General features: G+C 74.3%; 19 protein-coding genes. 7 read left to right on the top strand and 12 right to left on the bottom strand.

The features are described 5' to 3' along the window. Nucleotides 1-6: 6 nt before the first annotated feature. On the top strand, nt 7-1,161 hold the full coding sequence (locus FH969_RS06515) for a glycosyltransferase family 4 protein (RefSeq protein ID WP_108719263.1): 1,155 nt from the start codon (nt 7-9) through the stop codon (nt 1,159-1,161). Nucleotides 1,162-1,297: 136 nt separating this feature from the next. Further along, nucleotides 1,298-1,711 carry a hypothetical protein gene (locus FH969_RS06510; protein WP_180359702.1) on the top strand — a complete coding sequence of 138 codons (414 nt, stop codon included), beginning with the start codon at nt 1,298-1,300 and terminating at the stop codon, nt 1,709-1,711. A gap of 62 nt (nt 1,712-1,773) precedes the next feature. Here FH969_RS06510 and FH969_RS06505 read toward each other — a convergent pair whose 3' ends face one another. The 5 genes from FH969_RS06505 to FH969_RS06490 all read right to left on the bottom strand — a co-directional run bounded on the left by FH969_RS06505 (nt 1,774) and on the right by FH969_RS06490 (nt 8,130). Continuing rightward, nucleotides 1,774-2,415, bottom strand: a complete 642-nt coding sequence (locus tag FH969_RS06505; protein WP_139986541.1) for an HNH endonuclease signature motif containing protein — start codon at nt 2,413-2,415, stop codon at nt 1,774-1,776. A gap of 80 nt (nt 2,416-2,495) precedes the next feature. Then, nucleotides 2,496-3,524, bottom strand: a complete 1,029-nt coding sequence (locus FH969_RS06500) for a DUF222 domain-containing protein (RefSeq protein WP_139986540.1) — start codon at nt 3,522-3,524, stop codon at nt 2,496-2,498. Between the two features lie 437 nt (nt 3,525-3,961). Next, on the bottom strand, nt 3,962-6,268 hold the full coding sequence (locus FH969_RS06495; protein ID WP_139986539.1) for a DUF6777 domain-containing protein: 2,307 nt from the start codon (nt 6,266-6,268) through the stop codon (nt 3,962-3,964). 117 nt (nt 6,269-6,385) lie between these two features. Beyond that, nucleotides 6,386-6,700 carry a hypothetical protein gene (locus tag FH969_RS15195; protein ID WP_180359701.1) on the bottom strand — a complete coding sequence of 105 codons (315 nt, stop codon included), beginning with the start codon at nt 6,698-6,700 and terminating at the stop codon, nt 6,386-6,388. Then, complete coding sequence (locus tag FH969_RS06490) at nt 6,697-8,130, bottom strand: PspC domain-containing protein (protein WP_139986538.1); 1,434 nt, start codon at nt 8,128-8,130, stop codon at nt 6,697-6,699. Before FH969_RS06490 ends, FH969_RS15195 begins: the two co-directional genes overlap by 4 nt. Nucleotides 8,131-8,321: 191 nt before the next feature. Here FH969_RS06490 and FH969_RS06485 point away from each other — a divergent pair, with 191 nt between their 5' ends. Genes FH969_RS06485 through FH969_RS06470 form a run of 4 tightly spaced genes read left to right on the top strand, consistent with a single transcriptional unit; the run spans nt 8,322 to nt 11,174 of the window. After that, nucleotides 8,322-9,593 carry an ATP-binding protein gene (locus tag FH969_RS06485; protein ID WP_139986537.1) on the top strand — a complete coding sequence of 424 codons (1,272 nt, stop codon included), beginning with the start codon at nt 8,322-8,324 and terminating at the stop codon, nt 9,591-9,593. A 50-nt stretch (nt 9,594-9,643) separates the two neighbouring features. Beyond that, nucleotides 9,644-10,315 carry a response regulator gene (locus FH969_RS06480; RefSeq protein ID WP_139986562.1) on the top strand — a complete coding sequence of 224 codons (672 nt, stop codon included), beginning with the start codon at nt 9,644-9,646 and terminating at the stop codon, nt 10,313-10,315. 16 nt (nt 10,316-10,331) lie between these two features. Then, entirely contained in the window at nt 10,332-10,682 is a 351-nt protein-coding gene (locus tag FH969_RS06475) for a hypothetical protein (RefSeq protein ID WP_108719271.1), read from the top strand. A 9-nt stretch (nt 10,683-10,691) separates the two neighbouring features. Then, nucleotides 10,692-11,174, top strand: a complete 483-nt coding sequence (locus FH969_RS06470; RefSeq protein WP_108719272.1) for a DUF456 domain-containing protein — start codon at nt 10,692-10,694, stop codon at nt 11,172-11,174. Nucleotides 11,175-11,204: 30 nt separating this feature from the next. Here the strand turns inward: FH969_RS06470 and FH969_RS06465 are convergent, their stop codons facing one another. From FH969_RS06465 to aceA, 4 genes are all read right to left on the bottom strand, one after another. Then, entirely contained in the window at nt 11,205-12,395 is a 1,191-nt protein-coding gene (locus FH969_RS06465; RefSeq protein ID WP_108719273.1) for an ABC transporter permease, read from the bottom strand. Then, on the bottom strand, nt 12,392-13,306 hold the full coding sequence (locus FH969_RS06460; protein WP_139986536.1) for an ABC transporter ATP-binding protein: 915 nt from the start codon (nt 13,304-13,306) through the stop codon (nt 12,392-12,394). The genes FH969_RS06465 and FH969_RS06460 overlap by 4 nt, the downstream gene beginning before the upstream one ends. A 105-nt stretch (nt 13,307-13,411) precedes the next feature. Next, complete coding sequence (gene aceB / locus FH969_RS06455) at nt 13,412-15,136, bottom strand: malate synthase A (protein WP_246071741.1); 1,725 nt, start codon at nt 15,134-15,136, stop codon at nt 13,412-13,414. A gap of 95 nt (nt 15,137-15,231) precedes the next feature. Continuing rightward, nucleotides 15,232-16,557 carry an isocitrate lyase gene (aceA, locus tag FH969_RS06450; protein ID WP_139986535.1) on the bottom strand — a complete coding sequence of 442 codons (1,326 nt, stop codon included), beginning with the start codon at nt 16,555-16,557 and terminating at the stop codon, nt 15,232-15,234. Nucleotides 16,558-16,783: 226 nt separating this feature from the next. On the opposite strand from aceA, the gene FH969_RS06445 reads away from it, so the two are divergent. After that, nucleotides 16,784-18,373 carry a helix-turn-helix domain-containing protein gene (locus tag FH969_RS06445; RefSeq protein ID WP_139986534.1) on the top strand — a complete coding sequence of 530 codons (1,590 nt, stop codon included), beginning with the start codon at nt 16,784-16,786 and terminating at the stop codon, nt 18,371-18,373. Between the two features lie 10 nt (nt 18,374-18,383). On the opposite strand, the gene FH969_RS06440 is transcribed toward FH969_RS06445, so the two are convergent. From FH969_RS06440 to FH969_RS06430, 3 genes are all read right to left on the bottom strand, one after another. Then, nucleotides 18,384-19,049: a response regulator gene (locus FH969_RS06440; protein ID WP_108720201.1), complete on the bottom strand. Its 666-nt coding sequence runs from the start codon at nt 19,047-19,049 to the stop codon at nt 18,384-18,386. 77 nt (nt 19,050-19,126) lie between these two features. Then, nucleotides 19,127-20,536: a sensor histidine kinase gene (locus FH969_RS06435; protein ID WP_246071740.1), complete on the bottom strand. Its 1,410-nt coding sequence runs from the start codon at nt 20,534-20,536 to the stop codon at nt 19,127-19,129. Nucleotides 20,537-20,669: 133 nt separating this feature from the next. After that, the coding region (locus tag FH969_RS06430) for a C1 family peptidase (protein WP_218975273.1) at nt 20,670-21,642 on the bottom strand (973 nt) is incomplete at its 5' end.

The following is a 21,642-nucleotide window of genomic DNA, read 5'->3' as shown; positions in this document are numbered from 1 at the left end:
GCGGCGATGAGGATCGCGCACGTCAGCGACTGCTTCGCGCCCCGGGTGGGTGGCATCGAGACGCAGGTCGGGGACCTCGCGGCGCACCAGGTGGCCGCCGGGCACGAGGTGCACGTGCTCACCGCGACGGCCGCGAGCCCCGGGGCCGCCGCGCGGTGGAGCGGGACGGGCACGGACTCGCGCGGGGTCGTGGTGCACCGGCTGGCGTCGCGCTGGGTCGGGGGCCTGCCCGTCAACCCGCGCGGAACCACGTTGCTGCACGAGGTCATCGAGGAGCTCGCGCCCGACGTGGTGCACGTGCACGCCGGGGTCGTCTCACCCTTCGCGTACCAGGGCGCCCGCGTCGCGCGCGCGCTGCGCCGGCCCCTTGCGATCACGTGGCACTGCATGCTCGACGGCGTGGAGCCCCTCGTGCGCCGCGGCGCCGACGCGTTGGGCTGGGACGGTGAGAGCGCCGCGCTGTCGGCGGTGAGCGAGGTCGCCGCCGAGCGCGTGGCGCGGTCGTTCCCGGTCGAGGGTGCGCCCGCCGAGGTGGGCGTGCTGCCCAACGGGCTCACGATCTCCGACTGGCGTCCCAGCGGTCCACCGCGAGCGGCCGACGGCGTGCTCCGGCTGGTCGCGACGCAGCGGGTCGCGCCGCGCAAGCGCACCCGGGTGCTGGTCGACGTGCTCGCCGACGCGACGGCGGAGCTCGGCCGCGGCGCGGTGTCCCTCACCGTGGCGGGGGACGGGCCCGACGCAGGCGCAGTTCGTCGGCACGCGCGGCGGCGCGGCGTCGCGGACGCGACGACGCTGCTGGGCCGCGTGCCGCGCACCTCGCTGCCGCAGCTCTACGCCGGGCGTGACGTGTTCGTCTCGCCCGCGCGGCTGGAGGCGTTCGGGATCGCCGCGCTCGAGGCGCGCACCGCCGGCCTGCCGATCGTGGCCCGAGCCGGGACCGGGGTCGCCTCGTTCGTCGCGGACGGCACCGACGGTCTCCTGGCCGACGACGACGCGGGGCTCGCGGCCGCCGTCGTACGCCTCGCGCGGGACGACGCGCTGCGCGAGGCGATCCGCGACCACAACCGCACCGTGGCGCCCGCCGCGGACTGGGCGGACGTGCTGTCCGCCGCGGAGCGCGAGTACGCCCGCGCGCGCCGGCTGCTGCCGTTCGTGCCCTGACTGTTTGCCGATGTCCTCGTCGCGGTTGCTGCCCCAGGATGGTGCGACGTCGTCGTGCCAGCCGCTCGCCGTCGAGCGCGCGCGTCGACGGCGACCGGGAGGGACGGCGCGCGTGCACGCGTCGACTCATCGGGCGGTGCGAGCGGCTCGGCGGCCGGCGTGGCTGTCGCTGTCGGTGGTCCTGCTCCTCGTGTCCTGCGCGGCCGTGCCGCTCAACGCGGCGAAGGCCGACTTCGACGACCGTGAGCCTCTGCCCCAGTGCGAGGAGATCCGGGTCGACCTGACCGAGCTGCCCGCGTTCTCCCAGGCGGGCCTCGACTGCCTCGACGACGGTGCGGCGGGCGCGGGCGCCGAGCTCCGCGCGAGCTTCGGGGAGACGGACGGCCCCGTGATCTATCACGTCCGCGCACTGCCCGGCGGCGACGTCGAGGTCTTCGTGCAGCAGAACCCCCATACGAACACCCACGAGTGGAAGCACTGCGCGCTCGATCGGGATGCGCTCTCGTCTCCGGACGCGCTCCTGCGAGGTGTCGAGGGGTGCCGGAGCTGAAGGTCTCCTCCGGCGCGGGACGGTGAGTGCGTTGCCGTGCCGGTCCCGTGCGGTGGGCGGCCTCAGGCGGCGCCGGGGGTGGCTCGGGTCACGTCGCGGTTGGTGGCTGTGATGGTGGTGGCCCAGGCGAGGTTGAGGGGCCCGCCGTTGACGGGGTCGAGGGGCAGGTCGCCGGGTCGGGTGGGCAGGGGGACGGGTGGCAGGGCCGCTGCGAGGTGGCCCTGCTCGCCGTCCTGGTTCTGCTCGGCTCGTGCGGCGGCTGCGCTCATGGCGCCGGCCCAGCCGGTCGCGGTGGTGGGTCCGCTGGTGGCGACGACGCGGCCGTTGGGGTCGGTGAGGGTCACGCCGCGGCCTTGGTGGTGCAGGTGCAGGGCGTAGGTGTCTTCGTGGAGGAGGCGGTGGTGCTGGCTGCAGACGAGGACGAGGTTGTTCAGGGTGGTGGGTCCGCCGTCGGCCCAGTGGATGAGGTGGTGGGCGTGCAGGTAGCGGCGGCGTTCGCAGCCGGGGACGCGGCGGCCGTGGTCTCGTTCCCAGAGGGCTTTGAGCTGGGCGGGGGTGGCCAGGCGGCGGCGTCGTCCGACGTCGATGGTGGCGCCCGGCCTCGCGGCGGGCATGACGGTGAACGCCGCACCACCCGCAGTGCCTGCTGCCGCGGCGCCGGACCCGACGCCGGCGCTGGTGTCGGGTTCGGGTTGGTGGAGCATGAGGGTGATGCCGGTGCCGCAGGTCAGGCGTCGGGCGGTCTCGGGGTGGAGTGCGGGTCCCAGCTCGAGCCTTGGCCCGATCAGCCGGCTCGCGCCGCCCGCTCGTGATGCGCTCGACGTTCCCGCGGGAACGCTGTTCGGCGTGTCGCCCGCCGCGTCAGCCCCGTCGCTTCCGAGCCCCGCGGGAGTATTGGGCGTTCCCGCGGGAACGTGCCCGGCGTGTCGCGCGCCTGGGCGTTCGGTGTGCGCGTGCGGGGTTGTACGGCGGTGGCGAGGTCGTCGAGGGTGACGTGCAGGATGGTCTCGCTGCGGCGGGATCCGAGGGCTTGTTTCCAGGTGCCGGGTTCCTTACCGGGCAGGGTCGCCTCTGCGCACAGCAGCACGAGGGCATCGAGCCGGGAGGCGGCCAGCCGTCCGGCCTTGCCCGGGGCCTGGGCCCTGGTCGCGACCCTGACCCCGGGGTGGGGCTCGGCGGACGCCTGGTCGTCGCTCGCGCCGCTGCCGCCCCCGCCGACCGAACCGGTGCCGCCGCTGTCGGCGGCACACCTGTCCGCGCCGCCGCCGTCCGCGCCGTTCCTGCTGTCCACGCGGCTGTTGGCGCTGGTGGTGGTGAGGTGGTCGTGGGTGTGGTGGATGGCTTCGAGGATGGTGGCGCCGTCTTCGGGGCTGCAGCGCAGGCTGATGAGGATGGATCCGTCGGTGTCGGTGCGCCAGGTCAACGACCTGCGCTGGTGGCGCAGGTTGATGTCGGTGAGGGTTTCGGCGGTGCGCACGCCGGCGACGAACCGGTCGAGCTGGTTCGCGGTCGCGCATAGGGCTACGCCGAGCAGGTCTGCCTCGTCGGTGGGGGTGGCGGTGCGGGTCAGGGCGCGGACTTTGAAGTAGGACAGGCGTCCGGCGGCGAACGCGGCCCGGATCAGGGGCAGGTGGGTGAGGGCGCGGGCGATGCGGACGTGCTCGCGGGCGGTGCCGGTGGTCATGGCGCAGTGCAGGCTCAACCAGTGGGCGCAGGACACGATCCCGGCTTCGGCCCACCCGCCCCGGTGGTCGAGCTCGGCCAGGAGGGTGAGGAACTCGGCCTCTCCCGCGGCCAGACGCGCGGCGAGCATCCCGAGGTCGCGACGCAGCATCCACACCGGCGTCTCACCTGCGTGGTCGCCGCCGGCCTCGCGGGTCTGCTGCTCCTGCCATCGGGCGCGTTCCTCGGCCTCGCTGGGCGGCAGCCTCACCGGCGCCACACCCACCGTGGTGTCCACGGCGTGGGCAGGCCCGTCCGCCCGCCTCACAGCACCGAACCTCGCCGCCATGGTGGTCCCCTTCGCCCGATCCAGACACCTGCTCCAACAGATGTCCGAACCGTAAGCCCCACCACCGACAACGCCCGCGCGATTCGACCGGTCGCGGTGCGTCGCGCGCGGCGCCGTGCGGACGACGCCCCCGCTGGAACGTCACCCGAGGGTCGCGAGGCGTTCCCGCGGGAACGCCCGTCGGCGTGTCGCCCGCCGTGCCGCACCCGGCTCGCGGGCCGAGGGGTGCCGGCGTGAGCTCAGCAGTCGCCCATGACGTAGACCGGCGCGCGCAGCCCGACCACGACGCCGTCCTCGCCGACCACCTCGACGGCCATGTCTTCCGTACCGCCGTCGGTGCTCGTCACGTCGAGGTAGACGAGGTCGTACTGCACCCCCTCGTAGCCGTACGACTCGCTCGGGGCCTCTGGGTGGGCGGCGCGGACGTCGGCGACGCTTTGCCCGACGGTGACGCCGTCGGGCCCGGTCACGCCGGCGACGTCGCTGTCGAGTCCCACCCACCAGCCGCTCGCGGCGGCGTCGGTGCCCTCGTGCGTGAGCCACAGGGCGCCCCACGTCACACGGGTGCGGTCCGCCGAGCAGTAGCCGTCGCCGGGCGTGAGCTCGCTGAAGGAGGCACCGAGCAGGCCGGTGACCGCCTCGATCGCGGCAGCGGCTGACTCCTGGAAGGGGAGCGTCTGCGCGGTCGTCCCGTCCGCCGCGAGCAGCTCGAGCCCGGCGGTGCGGATCCGGACGCTGTCGGCATCGGCATCGGCATCGGCGTCAACCTGGCCGACGGGAGCGGCCGCTGGCGCAGCCGCGCCGGTGCGCAGCAGCGCCACGCTCGTGGTCCACGGGTCGGCCGTCCCGATCCGTTCCCACGTGAGCAGGTCGGTGCTGCGATGGACGCCGCCCCCGGGTGGGGCCGCGTCGGCGGAAGCGGGCACGTAGGCGTCGACGGCGAGCCACGCGCCGCCCCCGGGGTTGAGGCCGGTGAGCACGAGTCCCTCCGGTGACGTGGCGCCGACCGACCAGGTGACGCCGTCGGGGCTGGTGCCGGCGGCGCCGATCGGGAAGTCGATCTCGGCGTTGTTCGCCGGGTCCGGCTTGGCCGTGCCGCCCACGAAAGCCCACTCCTCGCCGTCGTGCGCGAGGTCGACGCGCACGATCCGGTCGTCGAGGGCCGTGCGGGTCCAGATCACGGCGTCGTCGCTCGTGAACAGCACCCGCATGCACGTCCGGTACGCACACTCGGTCGCGCCGGCGATCCACCGACCGTGCCCGTAGGCCACCGAGGTCATGCTCTGGTACAGCATCTCGCCCGACCCGGCGAGCTCGCTGTTCTCGTACGGGTCCGTGGTCGCGACCCGCTCCCACGTCACGGCGTCCTCGCTGCGGTAGATCGCCCCGCTCGAGCCGTCACCCTCACCGCCCTCCTCGGCGAAGGACCGGTTCCCGACGGCGATCCACGTGCCGTCGCCGTACGTCACGGCGGTGAGGGGGTCGACGACGCCGATGGCCGGCGTCCAGGTCTCGCCGTCGGTCGAGGTGTGGATCGCGCCGCCGGACTGCGCGTCCAGCCCGACCGCGACGGCGAGCCCGCCACCCGTGGCGACGTCGAGCATCGGTGTGGTCTCCAGGGCGACGGTCCAGGTCACACCGTCGGGGCTGGTCTGCAGAGTGCCGCGGTACGGCTCGGGCTCGTAGGCGGTCTGTGCGTGGTTGGACGAGGTCGCGACGTACACGTCCGGGGCGAGACCGGCGCCGACCGGGAGGTCCACGAGCTCGCCGGACGACAGGTCCGCGACGGTGAACGCGGAGACGTCCTCGGCCGCGGGCGTGACCGTGACGACGCGCTGCAGGTCCAGACCGTCCCACGCGCTCCCGACCAGCTCGACCTCGGCCAGCGCCGCCGTGAGCTGCGCCGGAAGCAGCGGGTTGCCGCACGCGCACCGCACCACGGGCAGCCCGCGCGCATCCACCAGGACCGCCGTCCCGGCCTGCAGCAGCGACGGGTGCGCCGTGGCGACGCCCGCCTCGAACCCGTGGTTGGTGACCAGGGTGTCCATCGTCAGCACCACCGACGTCAGGCCGGCGACGAACGCCGGGATCGACTCGACCGAGATGCCGAGCACGCCGGCCCACGCGGCCGCCTTGGCGGCATCGGCCGCCAGGAAGTCCGTGAGCGCCTGCGGCTCGCACGAGCTCAGTCGACCGGAACCGCCGTACAGACCGGGCGCCGTCGCCGCCACCTGCGCGGCCCCGGTCGTGCCGTCGGTCGCGGTGTCCTGCGTGATCGCCACGGTGCGGGCGACGATCACCTCGGTGAGCACCGCCCCGGCGTCGTGCTCCGGGCTGACCACCGACGCCGTGAACGGGTCGTCGCCTGCCGACGTCGCCGGATCGAGACGCAGGACGCCAGGTGCTGCCTCGCCGTCCGCCTGCGGCACGGCCAGCGTCGAGCGGAACCAGAGACCGCCGGCGATCACGACGGCGATCACGGTCACCACGACGGCGGCGACGCGCGCGCGAGAGCGGGTGGCTGGGGTAGCGGTGTCCTCGGACATGCGGGGCCTTCCGGTGCTCACGACTCAGGGCCCCCCGACCGGTACGTGCCGTGTGCCCTACCGTAGCGGCTGAGGTCCCTCGCACAGAAGGGGCGACGAGAAGGCAACCGCGGGCGGCTAGCGACGACCGCGGGCCGCGCCCACCACCGCCGCCAGCAGCAGCGCCACGCCGGCGACCACGAGCCCGACGATCGCCGCGAGCTGGAGGTCGATGGCGTATCCGGCCGCGGTCGCGACCACGAGGAGTCCGAGTCCGAGGACGATCACGCCCCATAGGACGGTGCCCGTGCGGGGGACGGAGCGGGCCGGGCGTTCCGGCCGTGCGGCCGGAGTCGTCGGCGGCGTGGTCGGCGGCGTGGTCGGCGGCGTGGTCGGCGGGGTCGGTGCGGTCGCAGGCGCCGCGCCCGCGTCGGGCTCGAGGGGCGAGGTCATGAGGAGGCTCCCTGGATCGTGACGGTACCCGCGCCGACCTGCACGTCGAGGACCAGCTGGGCCTCGCCGTCGTCGGCTGCGGTGGTGCGGTAGGTGAGGGTGCGGCCCACGCCGTCGTCGTCGACGGTGCGCGGGGCTCCCTCGACGTCCCAGACGACCTCGCCGGCGCCGATGGACACGTCGGCACGGACGGCGGCGTCCTCGGGGATCGTCACGACGGCCTCGCCCGCGCCCACCCGGATGGGCACCACGACGGGGTCGCCCGTGAGCGGGACCTCGGTGAGGTCGACGACGGCGTTCCCGGCGATCACGCGCACGCCGTCCTCGGCTGCGGCGCGGGAGGTGGGCGTGAGCTCGGTCGAGGAGAACGACGTGGGACCGTCCCAGTCGACGCCGAGCGCGTCCTGCTGGGCCAGCGACGCGGGGGCGAGGACGAGGCCGACGATCGCGAGCGTGCTGAGCGCGCCCCCGCGGCGGCCGCGGATGCCCGAGACCACGATGCCGAGGCCAAGCACGGCCAGCACGGCACCGATGACGACGGCGCGCGTGACGTCGAGGGCGCCCGTGCGGTCGGCGATGAGCAGGGCCGCCGCGGTGAGGCCCGCCGCGCCGAGCACGAGGGCCACGGTGACGCCGCCGGGGCCGGGGCGCGCCTTCTTCGGGTGCGGCTGCGTCGTCGGTCCCGGCGCCGGTGCCGGGACCGGCGCCGGCGCGGGCGCAGAGGCCGGGGCGGGCGCGTCCGTGACGTCGCCGGCCACGGGGACCGGCGGCTCGGGCGAGCCCCAGGTCGGCGACGTCGTCGCACCGGCGGGTGCGCCCTCGGACGTCGTGCCCGACGGCGAGCTCGCCGTCGCGAACGGCGCCGGCCCGGTCGTGGTCGAGCCGGGCGGTGGGCTCGCGGAGGTGGGCGTGGAGGCAGGCGAGCAGCCGGTGGTGCCGAGCGTCCCGGCACGGTGCTGCTGGACGAGCCAGAGCACCCCGAGCGCCAGGGCCGCCCAGCCGAGGCCCTTGAGCACGCCCCAGAACCAGCCGTCGGCGAGGCCGAACCAGTTCGCCGGGCCGAGCCCCGCGATGACGAACGCGGCGATGCCCCAGACCGCCTGGTCGACGCTCCCGCGCAGGACGCCCTGGGCGTGGATGCGGCCGTCGGGCTCGGGCAGCAGTGCCCACGCCAGGCCGTAGACGAGGAAGCCGATGCCGCCGAGCAGGATCGAGGCGGCGAATGTGCCCCGGACCACGAGCGGGTCGAGGTTCCAGCGGGTGGCGAGCCCGCCGGCGACGCCGCCGATCCAGCGCTCCTGGCTGCGCGTCACCCCGAGGCTGCGCACCCACGCGAAGAACGAGTCGATGTCGGTCACGGCGGGACGGCCGGAAGTGCCGGTCGCGCCGGACGTGCCGGTCGAGTCAGGGGAGGGGCCGGTGGAGGTCATGGCTCCACCCTGCCGGGCGCAGCGACGCGCGACCATCGGGGATGCCCCGGAACTGCGCGGGCCACCGGGCGCCGCGACGGCTCGTCCAACCTGAGGCGGGTGGGGGAGGTCCCTGAGGCCGACCCTGGGATCGCACCGGAGATCACGCCCGCGCCCCTGCGCGCGGTGGGTCGGCATGACACGATCCAGGGGTGACCACCGCCCCGACGCCTGCCCCCGCGGCGCCGGCGTCGACCCGACCGCCGCTGCGCCGACCCGCGCGCGGTCGCTGGGTCGCCGGCGTCGCCGCGGGAGTCGCCGAGCACCTCGGCGCCGACGTGCGGATCGTGCGCGCGGTGTTCGTCGGCGCCGCGCTGCTGGGCGGGGTCGGCGTCCTCGCCTACGTCTTCTGGTGGGTCACGATTCCCGAGGGCACCGGCCGCGCCGAGCGCCCCGCGGTGTGGAGTCGCGTCGCCAAGCCGCTCACCGCGACCCCCGGGCGACGCGGCCTGCGCCTGAGCGACGTCGTCGTCGCGCTCGGCCTGCTCGCCGTCGCGGCCCTGCTGCTCGCCTCGCGGATGGGCGAGGGCCGCACCCAGAGCTGGCTCGTCCCGGTGCTGCTGCTGGTGGCGGGCACGCTGCTCGCCTGGAGCGAGCTCGACGCGCGGCGCGGCGGCTCGAGCGGGCGCGTGCGCACGCTGCGGCTGGTCGGCGGCGCCGCGATCGCGGTCACGGGCGCCGTGCTCCTGGTCACCCAGCGCGCCGACCCGGCCGTCATCGTGCAGTCGGCGCTCGCGGCCGTCGCGGTGCTGTGCGGCGTCGGCCTCGTGCTCGCGCCGTGGTGGCTGCGCCTGGTCCGCGAGCTCGGCGACGCGCGCGCCGAGCGCGAGCGCGAGTCCGAGCGCGCCGACATCGCCGCGCACCTGCACGACTCCGTGCTGCAGACCCTCGCCCTCATCAAGGCCCGGTCCACCGAGCCCGAGGTGGTCCGGCTGGCGCGCGCCCAGGAGCGCGACCTGCGCGCCTGGCTCTACGACGACCGCGCCCCCGCCGCCACCTCCCTGGCGGCCGCGATCGCCGAGGTCGTGGCCGTCATCGAGGACACCCGGACCTTCCCCGACGGCACCGCGCCCGAGATCGAGACCGTCGTCGTCGGCGACGTCGCCCCCGACGACCTCCCCGAGGACGCGGCCACCGCGCTGCTCGCCGCGACGCGTGAGGCCCTGCTCAACGCCGTCGCGCACGGCGCCCCGCCCGTCTCGCTCTACCTCGAGGCCTCACCGCGCGCCGTCGAGGTGTTCGTGCGCGACCACGGCGCGGGGTTCGCGCTCGACGACGTCCCGACCGACCGGTTCGGCGTCCGCGAGTCGATCCTCGGTCGACTCCACCGCCGCGGCGGCGAGGCGAGCGTGACGCGCGTGCCCGACGGCGGCACGGAGGTTCGCCTGTACCTCACCCCAGCCCAGCACCAGGAGGAGACGTGAGCACGGCCCCAGGACCAGGATCAGCACCAGGACCGGACGGGCCGGTCGGGCTGGCGCTGCCCGTCACCGTCGTGCTCGTGGACGACCACGACATGTTCCGCACCGGGGTACGCGCGAGCCTGGACTCGCGCGTGCGGGTGGTCGGCGAGGCGGCCGACGTGCCGACTGCGGTGCGCGTCGTGCACGAGGCGCGGCCCGCCGTCGTGCTCCTCGACGTGCACCTGCCCGGCGGCGACGGCGGGGGCGGGGCCGAGGTGGCGCGGGCCTGCGCCGACCTCGTGCGCACCGAGCCGCGCGTGCGGATGCTCGCGCTGTCCGTGTCCGACGCGGCAGAGGACGTCGTCGCCGTCATCCGGGCCGGCGCACGCGGCTACGTCACGAAGTCGATCAGCCCCGAGGCGCTCTCGGACGCCGTGGTGCGGGTGGCCGGCGGCGACGCCGTGTTCTCTCCCCGCCTGGCGGGCTTCGTGCTCGACGCGTTCGGCGCGACCGGGGCGGGCGCGCAGGAGGCCGTCGACGACCACGAGCTCGACCGCCTCACCGCCCGCGAGCGCGAGGTGATGCGGCTCATCGCGCGCGGGCGGTCCTACCGCGAGGTGGCGGGGGAGCTGTTCATCTCGATCAAGACGGTCGAGACGCACGTCTCGGCGGTGCTGCGCAAGCTGCAGCTCTCCTCGCGGCACGAGCTCACCCGGTGGGCGGCGCAGCGGCGGCTGCTGTGACGGTTAGGGTCGAGCCATGCACGTGCTCGTCGGCATCCTCATCGCCCTCCACCTGATCGGCTGGGCCATCTCCCTCGGCGCCCTCCTCGCCACCATGAAGCAGCCGCGCATCCTGAGCGGTGTGCTGCACGGGCTGTACCTCGCGCTGGCCACGGGCCTCGCGGTGACGGGCATCGGCGGCGCCCAGGGCTGGGACCTCAACTACGTCAAGCTCGGGATCAAGCTCGTGATCGCCGTGGTCGTCCTCGCCCTCGGCATCGTCGGGAAGAACCAGCCCGAGCGCGTGACGAAGGGCTGGCTCGGCGGGATGGCCGGGCTCATCGTCGTCAACGTGTTCCTCGCGGTGCTGTGGTCGGGTGAGAGCTGAGGGCTGACGGTGCCGGTCTGGGGTGACGTCCTCGTCGGGATCGTCATCCTCGTCGGCCTGGTGGGCGTCGTCGTCCAGGTGCTGCCCGGCGCCACGATGGTCGGCGGCGCCGTCGCCGTCTGGGGCGTGGTCACGGGTGGGCGGGTCGGGTGGACCGTGGCGGTGCTCGCCGTCGTGCTCACGCTCGTGGCGATGGTGGTCAAGCTCGTCGTCGCGGGACGCTACCTGCAGCGCCAGGGGGTGCCGAGCTCCTCGACGCTGATCGGCGCAGTTATCGGCGTCGTCGGCTTCTTCGTCATCCCGGTGGTCGGGGTGTTCATCGGCTTCCCGCTCGGTGTGTACCTCGCCGAGCGGGTCCGGCGGCGCCAGCACGCCGCAGCGTGGCGCTCGACGGTGGCGTCCATGAAGGCCAGCGGCCTCACGATCCTCGTCGAGCTCGCCGCCTCGCTGATCGTGGCGACGGCCTGGGTGGCCGGGCTCCTCCTGCGCTGAGTCGCCCGGCCACCTCCGGTCCGCTCCGGCTCACTCCCCGCGCAGGGCGTCGCGCACCTTGACCCGCGCGCCGGTCCGCAGCAGCGACCCGGTGTAGATCCTCGCGGCGACGGCGACCACGGCGAGCGTGCACAGCACGAGAATCGCGAGGGAGGCCAGGGGCTCCCACCACACGGCATCGCCGAAGAACAGCCGGGTCGGCATCGCCACCGGGGCGCTGAACGGGACGTAGCTGAGCACGGTCATCACCGTGGCGTTGGTACCGAAGAAGGCGACCCCGAAGTACGGGATCATGATGAGCATCATCGCCGGGGTCATCACCGAGCCGGCGTCCTCCTGGCGCGAGACGAGCGAGGCGCCCGCCGCGAAGATGCTCGCGACCAGCACGAACCCGAAGACGAAGAACACGACGAACCAGACCATCGGCGCGGTGAGCATGTCCAGCAGCTCGGTCTGACCGGTGACGACGAGCCCGAGCGCGGCGGCGGCCGCCATCACGACGGCGTTGCCGACCCCGATCACGGAGTTGCCCAGGATCTTGCCCGCCAGCAGCGCGCGGGCCGGCACGGCGGCGAGCAGGATCTCGACGATCCGGGACTGCTTCTCCGTGATCGTGTTCTGCATGATCATCGAGCCCGAGCCGAGCGCGGAGATCATGAACACGAGCCCGAACGCCAGCGCCACGAGGTAGCGCAGGCCGTCCGAGGTGGTCTGCGGCTCGAGCAGCTCGACCTGCGGCGCCACCGTGAGCGCGGTGACGACCGAGCCCGGCTCGGAGTCCAGCCCGAGGACCACGAAGCCGCCGGGCGCCTGGGCCGAGGGCACGAGCGCTGCGTCGACGTCGCCGTCGCGCAGGAGCTCCTCGGCTGCCGCGCGGTCGGGCACGTCCTGGGGAGTGAGAGCGCCCGCGTCGGCCGCGGCCTCGTACGCGTCGGTGGGCACGCCGTCGACCACCGCGACGCTCGGGGTGTCCCCGCCGCCGAAGCCGGAGCCGCCGACGAGCTGGGCCGCCACGATCCCACCGAAGATGAGCACCACCGTGATGAGCGTGGAGATGATGAAGGACCTCGAGCGCACCTGCGTGAGGATCTCGCGCTCGGCGACGAGCGTCGTCGCCTGCGCGGTCGTGAGCGGACGCGGGCGCTCGGGCCGGCCCTGGTCGGTCGGCGTCGTCGATCCGCGGGGCGCGCTCTGCCGGTTCGTGCTGACCTGGGTGCTCATGCTGCCGTCTCCTTCTCGCTGCGGGCGTGGTCCACGACGACGTCGCGGAAGATCTCCCCGAGCGTGGGTCGCACGGGGGCGAAGGCGGTGACACCCCCGCGCTCGACGGCGCCGCGCAGGACCTCCTGCGCCGCCGCCTCGGGTGCGCCGAAGGTCACGGCAACGCCGGCGAGCTCCTCGACGCGGACGCCAGGCACGGTGCGCACCCAGCCGGCGTCGGTCGTCGCGGTCATCCGCCAGCGGTCCCCGGCGTACCGCTCGCGCAGCTCCTCGCGGGTGCCGCGAGCGCGGATCGCCCCGCCCGCGATCACGACGACGTCGTCGCACAGGCGCTCGACGACGTCGAGCTGGTGGGAGGAGAACAGCACGGGGATGCCGCGGGCGGCGTGCTCGGCGACCACGGTCACGACCTCGTCGACGGCCAGCGGGTCGAGGCCGGAGAACGGCTCGTCGAGGATGAGCACGTCCGGGTCGTGCACGAGCGCGGCCGCGATCTGGACGCGCTGCTGGTTGCCGAGGGAGAGCGACTCCAGCGCGTCCTTGCGGCGCTCGGCGAGGCCGAGGCGGTCCAGCAGGGCGTCGGCGCGGCGGGTGGCGCCGGCCTTGTCGATGCCGTGCAGGCGCGCGAGGTAGACGAGCTGGTCCAGCACCGTCATCTTCGGGTAGAGGCCGCGCTCCTCGGGCATGTACCCGACGCCGCGCAGGTCCTCGCCCCCGATCGCGTGACCGTCGAGCGAGACCGTGCCGGAGTCGGCGTGCAGCACCCCCAGCACGATCCGCATCGTGGTGGTCTTGCCGGCGCCGTTGCCGCCGACGAAGCCCGTGAGCCGGCCGCGGGCGACGTCGAAGGACACATCGGTGAGGACGCGCCGTTGACCGAAGGACTTGGTGACCTCGCTGATCTGGAGCATGCCTCGACGCTACGCAGGCGCCCCCGGGTGCGGATCCGCCGCGTGGCCGAGATCTTCTCTCGGCCACGCGGCGGATCGGTGCAGCGCGTGCGTGAACGCGCCGGCTCAGGCGAGGTAGCGCGAGTACGCCGGCAGCGTGAGGAAGGACGGGAAGTCCTCCGCGTGGACGAGCTCGCGCATCAGCCGCGCGGCGTCGTCCAGGCGGTCGCCGTCGGTGCGCGGCAGAGCGGCGAGCACGTCGTCGAGCACCGCGTCCAGGTGCGCGTCGTCGACCAGGGTGCCCTCCGCCGTCGTGCACCCCTGGGTGCGCCACTGCCACAGCTGGGAGCGGGAGATCTCGGCGGTGGCCGCGTCCTCCATCAGCCCGTCGATGGCGACGGCGCCCAGCCCGCCCAGCCAGGCGGCCAGGTAGCGCAGCGCGACCGAGGTGTTCGCCCGCACGCCCGCGTCCGTGATGGCGCCGGGGCAGTCGAGGGAGAGCAGGTCGCTCGCGCCCACGTGGACGTCGGGGCGCTGCCGGTCCAGCTGGTTGGGCCGGTCGCCGAGCACCGCGTCGAGCTCGGCGCGCGCCGTCTCGATGAGGTCCGGGTGCGCCACCCAGGTGCCGTCGAAGCCGTCGCCGGCCTCGCGCCGCTTGTCCGCGGCGACGGCGGCCAGTGCGCGGGCGGTCGCCTCGGGGTCGCGCCGGTTGGGGATGAAGGCGCTCATGCCGCCGATCGCCATCGCGCCGCGCTTGTGGCACGTCTGCACGAGCAGCTCGGTGTAGGCCCGCATGAAGGGCACGGTCATGGTGAGGGCGGACCGGTCGGGCAGGATCCACCGGCCACCGCGGTCGCGGAAGGTCTTGATGATGGAGAACAGGTAGTCCCAGCGCCCCGCGTTGAGCCCCGAGCAGTGCTCGCGCAGCTCGTAGAGGATCTCCTCCATGCAGAACGCGGCATGGATCGTCTCGATGAGCACCGTGGCGCGGATCGTGCCGCGTGGCAGCCCGAGCTCCTCCTGCGCGAGGACAAAGACGTCGTTCCACAGCCGCGCCTCGGCCGGGGACTCGAGCTTGGGCAGGTAGAAGTACGGTCCGCGGCCGGCGTCGACGAGAGCGCGGGCGTTGTGGAAGGCGTACAGGCCGAAGTCGACGAGCGAGCCCGAGGCCGGGCGGCGCACGCCGTCCGCGTCGAGGTGGACGAGGTGCTTCTCGACCAGGTGCCAGCCGCGGGGCCGCATGACGATCGTGGGCGTCTGCTCCGCCGGCACGGTGACGCGGTACTCCTTGCCCTCGGGCGAGGTGTACTCGAGGTCGCCCCGCAGGAAGTCGCGCAGCGTGAGCTGACCCTCGACGACGCCCGACCACGTGGGGCTGGTCGCGTCCTCCTGGTCCGCGAGCCAGACCTTCGCGCCGGAGTTGAGGGCGTTGATGGCCATCTTCCGGTCGGTCGGGCCCGTGATCTCCACGCGGCGGTCCACCAGGCCGGGCGCGGGCGGCGCGACGCGCCACGTCGGGTCCGTGCGGATGTGCTCGGTGGCGGGGTCGAAGTGCGGGTTGGCGCCGCCGGCGATCTTGGCGCGCCGGGCCTGCCGGGCGCCGAGCACCTCGCACCGGCGGTAGGCGAACCGCGCGTGCAGCAGGGCGAGGAAGTCCAGCGCCGCCGGGGTGAGGATCTCCTCGTAGCGCTCGCCGAGCTCGCCGGCGATCTCGATCCGGTCGCGGTAGGTGTCCGCGTCCGGCGGGGTGAGGCCCTCGCACTCCGGCGGGACGGCGCGGGTCGTCGGGCTTGCCGTCGGGCGGGTTGCCGACGCAGGGCCGGGGCCCGAGCGGGTCATCGTCGTGGTCATGGTGGGTGTCCTTCGCGGTGTGGTGGCAGTGGTGTCGGAGGTGGCAGAGGTGGCAGAGGTGGCAGAGGTGGCAGGGAGGAGATGTCCCGTGCGGGTCAGTGCTGGAACTGCTCCTCCTCGGTCGAGCCGACGAGCGCGAGCGTGGCGCTGGCGGGGTTGAGCGCCGTCGCGATCGCGTCGAAGTAGCCCGTGCCGACCTCGCGCTGGTGGCGCGTGGCCGTGTAGCCGAAGGGCTCGGAGGCGAACTCGGCCTCCTGCAGCTCGACGTACGCCGACATCTGGCGGTCCCGGTAGCCGCGGGCGAGCTCGAACATCGAGTGGTTGAGCGCGTGGAAGCCCGCGAGGGTGATGAACTGGAACGCGTAGCCCATCGCGGCGAGCTCGCGCTGGAACCGCGCGATCGTCGCGTCGTCCAGGTGCGCGCGCCAGTTGAACGACGGCGAGCAGTTGTACGCCATCTGCTTGCCCGGGAAGCGGGCCTGGATGGCCTCGGCGAACTGGCGCGCGGCGTCGAGGTCGGGCGTTCCGGTCTCGACCCAGATGAGGTCGGCGTACTCGGCGTAGGCGAGCCCGCGCGCGATCACCGGCTCCAGCCCGTTGCGCACCTTGTAGAAGCCCTCGGCCGTGCGCTCGCCCGTGACGAAGGGCGCGTCGCGCTCGTCGTGGTCGGACGTGATCAGGGTCGCGGCGAGCGCGTCGGTGCGAGCGATGACGATGGTTGGCACGCCGGCGACGTCGGCCGCGAGGCGCGCCGCGTTCAGCGTGCGCACGTGCTGCGACGTCGGCACGAGGACCTTGCCGCCCATGTGACCGCACTTCTTCTCGCTCGCGAGCTGGTCCTCGAAGTGCACGCCCGCGGCGCCCGCCTCGATCATCTGGTGCATGAGCTCGTAGGCGTTCAGCGGGCCGCCGAAGCCGGCCTCGGCGTCGGCGACGATCGGCGCCATCCAGTCGGCGACGTCGCCGTCGGTGCCCTCGATCTGGCCGGCCCGCAGCAGCGCGTTGTTGATCCGGCGCACGACGGCGGGCACCGAGTTCGCGGGGTACAGGGACTGGTCGGGGTAGGTCTGGCCGGACAGGTTGGCATCGGCGGCGACCTGCCAGCCGGAGAGGTAGATCGCCTGCAGGCCGGCCCGGACCTGCTGCACCGCCTGGTTGCCGGTGAGCGCGCCGAGCGCGGCCGTCCAGGTCGGCTCGGCCATGGGGGAGGCCGCCTGGCCGGAGTTGCGGCGCAGCTGCCGCCAGAGCCGTTCGGCGCCGCGGCGCGCCAGCGTGCGCTCCTCGCGGACCGGCCCGCGCAGGTCGACGACGTCCTGCGCGGTGTAGTCGCGGCGGATGCCCTCCCAGCGGGCGTCGGCGCGCCACTCCAGCTCGAGCTCGGCCGCGGTCTGGGACTGGTCGCCGGGGTGGTTCGTGCTCATGGCTCCTCCTTCATCGGTGGGAGCTCCAGCCTCGAGCGTGTGACGCCTGTCACGCCCGGGGGGCGGTGGGGAAGGTTCGACGTGGTTCTCGCGAGACGAAGAAGCGTGGTCCTGCTCGGCCCTCCGTCGCACCCGACGGCGAAGCGCGCCTCGAGGCGGTCGGGCGGCGGGAAGAATCGTGGTTCTTCGGCTGGACGGGAACCGGGGCCCGTGTGATCCTCGAGTCATGGTCACCGTGGACCGCAGGATCGCGAGAGTTTCCCGGCCGCAGACGGCGACGACAGCCGCGCCGGCACGCACCGGCTCGGGCCGCCCGCCCGCCGCCACCAACCCCCGGGCGGGCCTGCCGCGTCCGCTGCCCTCGCCGTCGGCCACCGATCCCGACGACGTCGACGCCCTCACGATCGGCGCTCGGATCCGGGACCGGCGCACCCGCGCCGGTCTCACGCTGAGCCAGCTCGCGGAGGCGGTCGACCGCGCGCCGTCGCAGCTGTCCGCGATCGAGAACGGACACCGCGAGCCCAAGCTCTCGATGCTCCGGTCCATCGCGCAGGCGCTCGGCACCACGGTCGACGACCTCATGAAGCCCCAGGCCCCCAACGCCCGGGCGCGCCTGGAGATCGAGGTCGAGCGCGCGCAGCGCGGCGGCGTGTTCGCGGCGCTCGGGGTGCGGCCGTTCCGCGTGGGCAAGGGCACGAGCGACGAGGTGCTGCGCGCGATGCTCGCCCTGCACCGCGAGATCGTGCACCTGCACTCCGAGCGCGCGGCGACGCCCGAGGAGGCGCGCCGCGCGAACGCCGTGCTGCGCGCGGAGATGCGCGAGCGGGGCAACTACTTCGCCGACCTCGAGCGCGTGGCGGGCGAGCTGCTCGACGCCGTGGGGCACACCGGAGGACCCGTCTCGCACCAGCTCGTCGCGGACATCGCCCACCACCTCGGCTACTCGCTGCACTACGTGAGCGACCTGCCGCACTCCACCCGGTCGGTGACCGACCGCGAGCACGGGCGGATCTACCTGCCGACCGAGAACTCGCCGGCGCGCGACTCGCGCTCGCCGATCCTGCAGGCGCTCGCGAGCCGGATCCTCGAGCACGCCGAGCCGGCCGACTACCCGGAGTTCCTGCGCCAGCGCATCCAGACGAACTACCTCACGGCCGCGATCCTGCTGCCGGAGACGGTCACGGTGCGGTACCTCACGGAGGCCAAGGCGGCGCGGCGCATCTCGATGGAGGAGCTGCGCGACCACTTCGCCGTGTCGTACGAGACCGCCGCGCACCGGTTCACCAACCTCGCGACCTCGCACCTGGGCATCCCGGTGCACTTCATGAAGGTCCACGAGTCCGGCACGATCATCAAGGCGTACGAGAACGACGCCGTCCGGTTCCCCTCGGACGCGCTCGGCGCGATCGAGGGCACCACGGTGTGCCGGTTCTGGACGGCGCGCACGGTGTTCGACGTCGACGACCGGTACAGCCCCTGGTACCAGTACACCGACACCCCGACCGGCACCTACTGGTGCACCTCGCGGGTGGAGAAGGCCAAGGAGGGGGAGTACTCGGTCTCGGTCGGGGTGCCGTTCGACCAGGTCAAGTGGTTCCGCGGCCGTGAGACGCCGCACCGGACGAAGTCGCGCTGCCCCGACGAGGCGTGCTGCCGCCGACCGCCCGAGCAGCTCGAGCGCCGCTGGCGCGACGCGGCCTGGCCCTCGGCGCGCACGCCGACGAGCCTGCTCGCGGCACTGCCGACCGGGTCGTTCCCGGGCGTCGACACGACCGAGGTGTACCAGTTCCTCGAGGCGCACGCGCCGCGGGAGTGAGCGGCTCGGGTCAGTCGGCGAGGCCGGCGCGGAACGCGTAGGCCACGGCCTGGACGCGGTCGCGCAACCCGAGCTTGGCGAGCAGGTTCGACACGTGCGTCTTGACCGTCGCCCGGCCCACCACGAGCTCGGCGGCGATCTCCTCGTTCGACAGCCCGCGCGCCACGAGGCGCAGCACCTCGAGCTCGCGCTCGGTGAGCGGGACGACCAGCGCCTGCGGGCTCAGCGCGGACGGCAGCGCGGACGACGGCGAGCCGACCTCCCGAGGTGCGCTCGCCGTCGTGCGCTCGGCCGCGACCGCGCGCTCGATCACCGCGCGCGTGACCTCCGGGGACAGCAGCGCCTCGCCCGCCGCGACCGCGCGGATGCCGTCGGCGAGCTGCTCCGGCCGGGAGTTCTTGAGCAGGAAGCCGCTCGCCCCGGCCCGAAGGGCCGCGAGCAGGTAGTCCTCACGCTCGAAGGTGGTCAGGACGAGGATGCGGGCGTCGACGTCGGGGTCGGCGACGAGTCGTCGGGTCGCCTCGAGCCCGCCCATGCCGGGCATCTCCACGTCCATGCAGACGACGTCGGGGCGGGTGCGGCGCACCACCGCGAGGGCCTCCTCGCCGGTGCCGGCCTGCCCCACGACGTCGAGGTCGCCCTGCGCCTGCAGGATCGTGCGGATGCCCTCGCGCATGAGCGCGTGGTCGTCGACGAGGACCACGGTGACGCGATCGCGGGGGGTGGGCTCGCCGTCGTGCGTCGCGGGGGTGGTCACGGCCGGCTCCCCTCGAGCGGGACGCGGGCGCGCACGACGTAGCCCGAGCCCGAGCGCGGCTCGGCGAGGAGCTCGCCGCGCATGCTGGCGACGCGTTCGCGCATGCCGCGCTGGCCGAGCCCGCCGCCGGCGGGCGGGGGACCGGGGCGGCCGCGGCCGTCGTCGCTGACCTCGAGCTCGACCGCGCCGGGCAGGTAGCGCACCGCGATCCGCGTCCGGGTGCCGGGGCCGGCGTGCTTGGCGACGTTCGTGAGCGACTCCTGCGCGATGCGGAAGAGGTTGAGACCGACGAGCGGCGGCAGCGGGCGTGGCTCGCCGACCTCGGTCACGGACACGTGCAGGCCGGCGGCCTCGGCGTCGGCGACGAGCGGGGCGAGGTCGGCCAGGGAGAGGGAGGCGGAGGCGGAGTCGCCCGCGGCGTCGTGCTCGGCCTCCTCGTCCCGCAGGGTCCCGAGCAGCTGGTAGAGCTCGGCGACGGCGGAGCGTGCGGAGTCCTCGAGCGCCGTGAGCTGGTCTCTGGAGGCCTGCGTCGACTGCGCCGGGGCGTCGCGGGGGAGCAGGGCACGCGCCGCCGCGGCCTGGACGCCCATGAGGGAGACGTGGTGGGCGACGGCGTCGTGCAGCTCGCGCGCGATCCGGAGCCGTTCGATCGTGACGGCCTGACGGGCCGCGCGGGCCTGCGCCTGCGCGAGCTGCTCGGTGCGGTGCTCGATGAGGGCGCGCTGCCGCGCGGAGCTCCACGCGGTGTTGCCGAACCACCATGCGCCGGCGAAGTACAGGACGTTGATGAGCACCTGCTGGAGCCAGAACGCCGCGGTCGGGGTCAGCGCGCCGAGGGCGCTGCCGGGCAGGCCGAGGTCCACGTCCTGGGTCGTGGCCCGGAAGAACGAGAGGAACAACCACACGGCCATGACGGCGACGATGCCGCCGCGCGTCCAGGTGGCGCGCCGGCGGTCCGGCTCCCACGCGCCCACGGTGTAGAGCGCGCAGAACAGCGCGACGTTGAGGATGAGGGTCTCCGGGACGGAGAGCTCGCCCGCCGCGATGAACACCGCCGCGACGGCGACCGCGACGGCGCTCGGCCACCGGCGGCGCACCGCGAGCGGCGCGATCGCTGCCAGCACGAGGGGGGCCGCGAGCGCGAGCGGTGCGGCGTCCTGCCCGTACAGCCCGTACGTGCGGGTGAGCAGGAGCGAGAGGATCCCGACGGCGCACAGCAGGCCCGCGGCGAGGGCGTCGCTGTGGCGCTCCTCGGGCGACGCGGGCGGACGGCGCCACGCCGCTGACTCCGGGTCGGCGGCGGGTGGGGGATCGGTCGCGGGACGCGGGCGTGCGGGCGGCGGGGTCGGGGCCGGGCTGCGCACGTCAGGCCCCGCCTGCGCGGCGTGGGCGTCGACGGTGGGCACGAGCCCAACCTAGCCAGCCGACGGCGGGCGGGACCTCCCCCGCGCGGCGGAGGCCGGGGCGGCCGCGCGGGGGAGGAGACGGACGCACCGCGGAGGTGAGTGGCTTCGCGATGGCGGGCTCGCCGTCGTGCGGCTAGGAGAGCTTCGCGCCGTAGCTCTCGGGGTAGAACGCCGCCTCGAGGTAGGCCGGGGTGACGTAGGCGAAGCCGTGCGCGCCCCAGCCGGTGCCCCAGGAGTTGCGCACGACGAACGTGCCGTCCTTGCGGTACCCGACGATGCACACCGCGTGCCCGCCGTAGATGTGGGAGCCGGCGTAGGCGTCGAGCTTGCCGCGGGCGCCCAGGCGCATCCAGTTCTCGTCCACGGAGAGCCCGGCGAGGATCGGGCCGTTCTGGTGCAGCCAGTCCTTCCACTTCTCCAGGTCGCGGTCGAGGTTGACGTAGCTGACCCGGCGCTGCGCCGCGGCCGCGTAGAACGCGTTCTCCTGACCGAGGTACATGGTCGTGGCGATGGCGAAGGGGAGATCGGTCTCGAGCGCGAAGCCGAACTTGCGCGCCACGTCCATCGCGGACTTGAGCGAGGTGCCCGAGCCCTCGACGAAGGACGTCGGACGGGAGTCGAACTCGTCCGTCTCCTTCGAGGACATCCAGATGAACCGGGGCGAGAGGCGCTGGTCGGAGGCGAGGCGTCCGCCGGTGACCATGAGGTAGCGCCCGACGCCGTCCGCCGTGGCCCAGCCGACGCACGAGCCGGTGGAGCCCTGGTCGCCGACGGTCCACCAGTCTTGGCGCAGATCGACGGCGTCGGGGCGGCGGACGGCGGTGAGGAGGCCGGCCTCGAGCGCGTCGTCGGCGCTCCAGTCGGTCTCGGTGCCGGTGGACGGGACCACGTTGAGGATGCGCGGGACGCCGCCGGGGTGGACCCGCTCGGGGTCGGTGGCCTTGACCGTCGTGTCGGGCTTCGTGAGCCTCGTGGCCTTGCCTGCCTTGTGGGGCTTGGTGGTCGTCGCGGTGGTGGCGGTGTGAAGCGCCCCGGGTTCGGTGGAGGCTCTCAACTCACGGAGGATGAGAGTCATGGCAGCACCGAAGAAGTACCCGGACGAGTTG

It is taken from the genome of Miniimonas arenae (assembly GCF_006351005.1).
Lineage (GTDB): Bacteria > Actinomycetota > Actinomycetes > Actinomycetales > Beutenbergiaceae > Miniimonas > Miniimonas arenae.
This window is presented reverse-complemented; position numbering and strand designations above follow the sequence as displayed.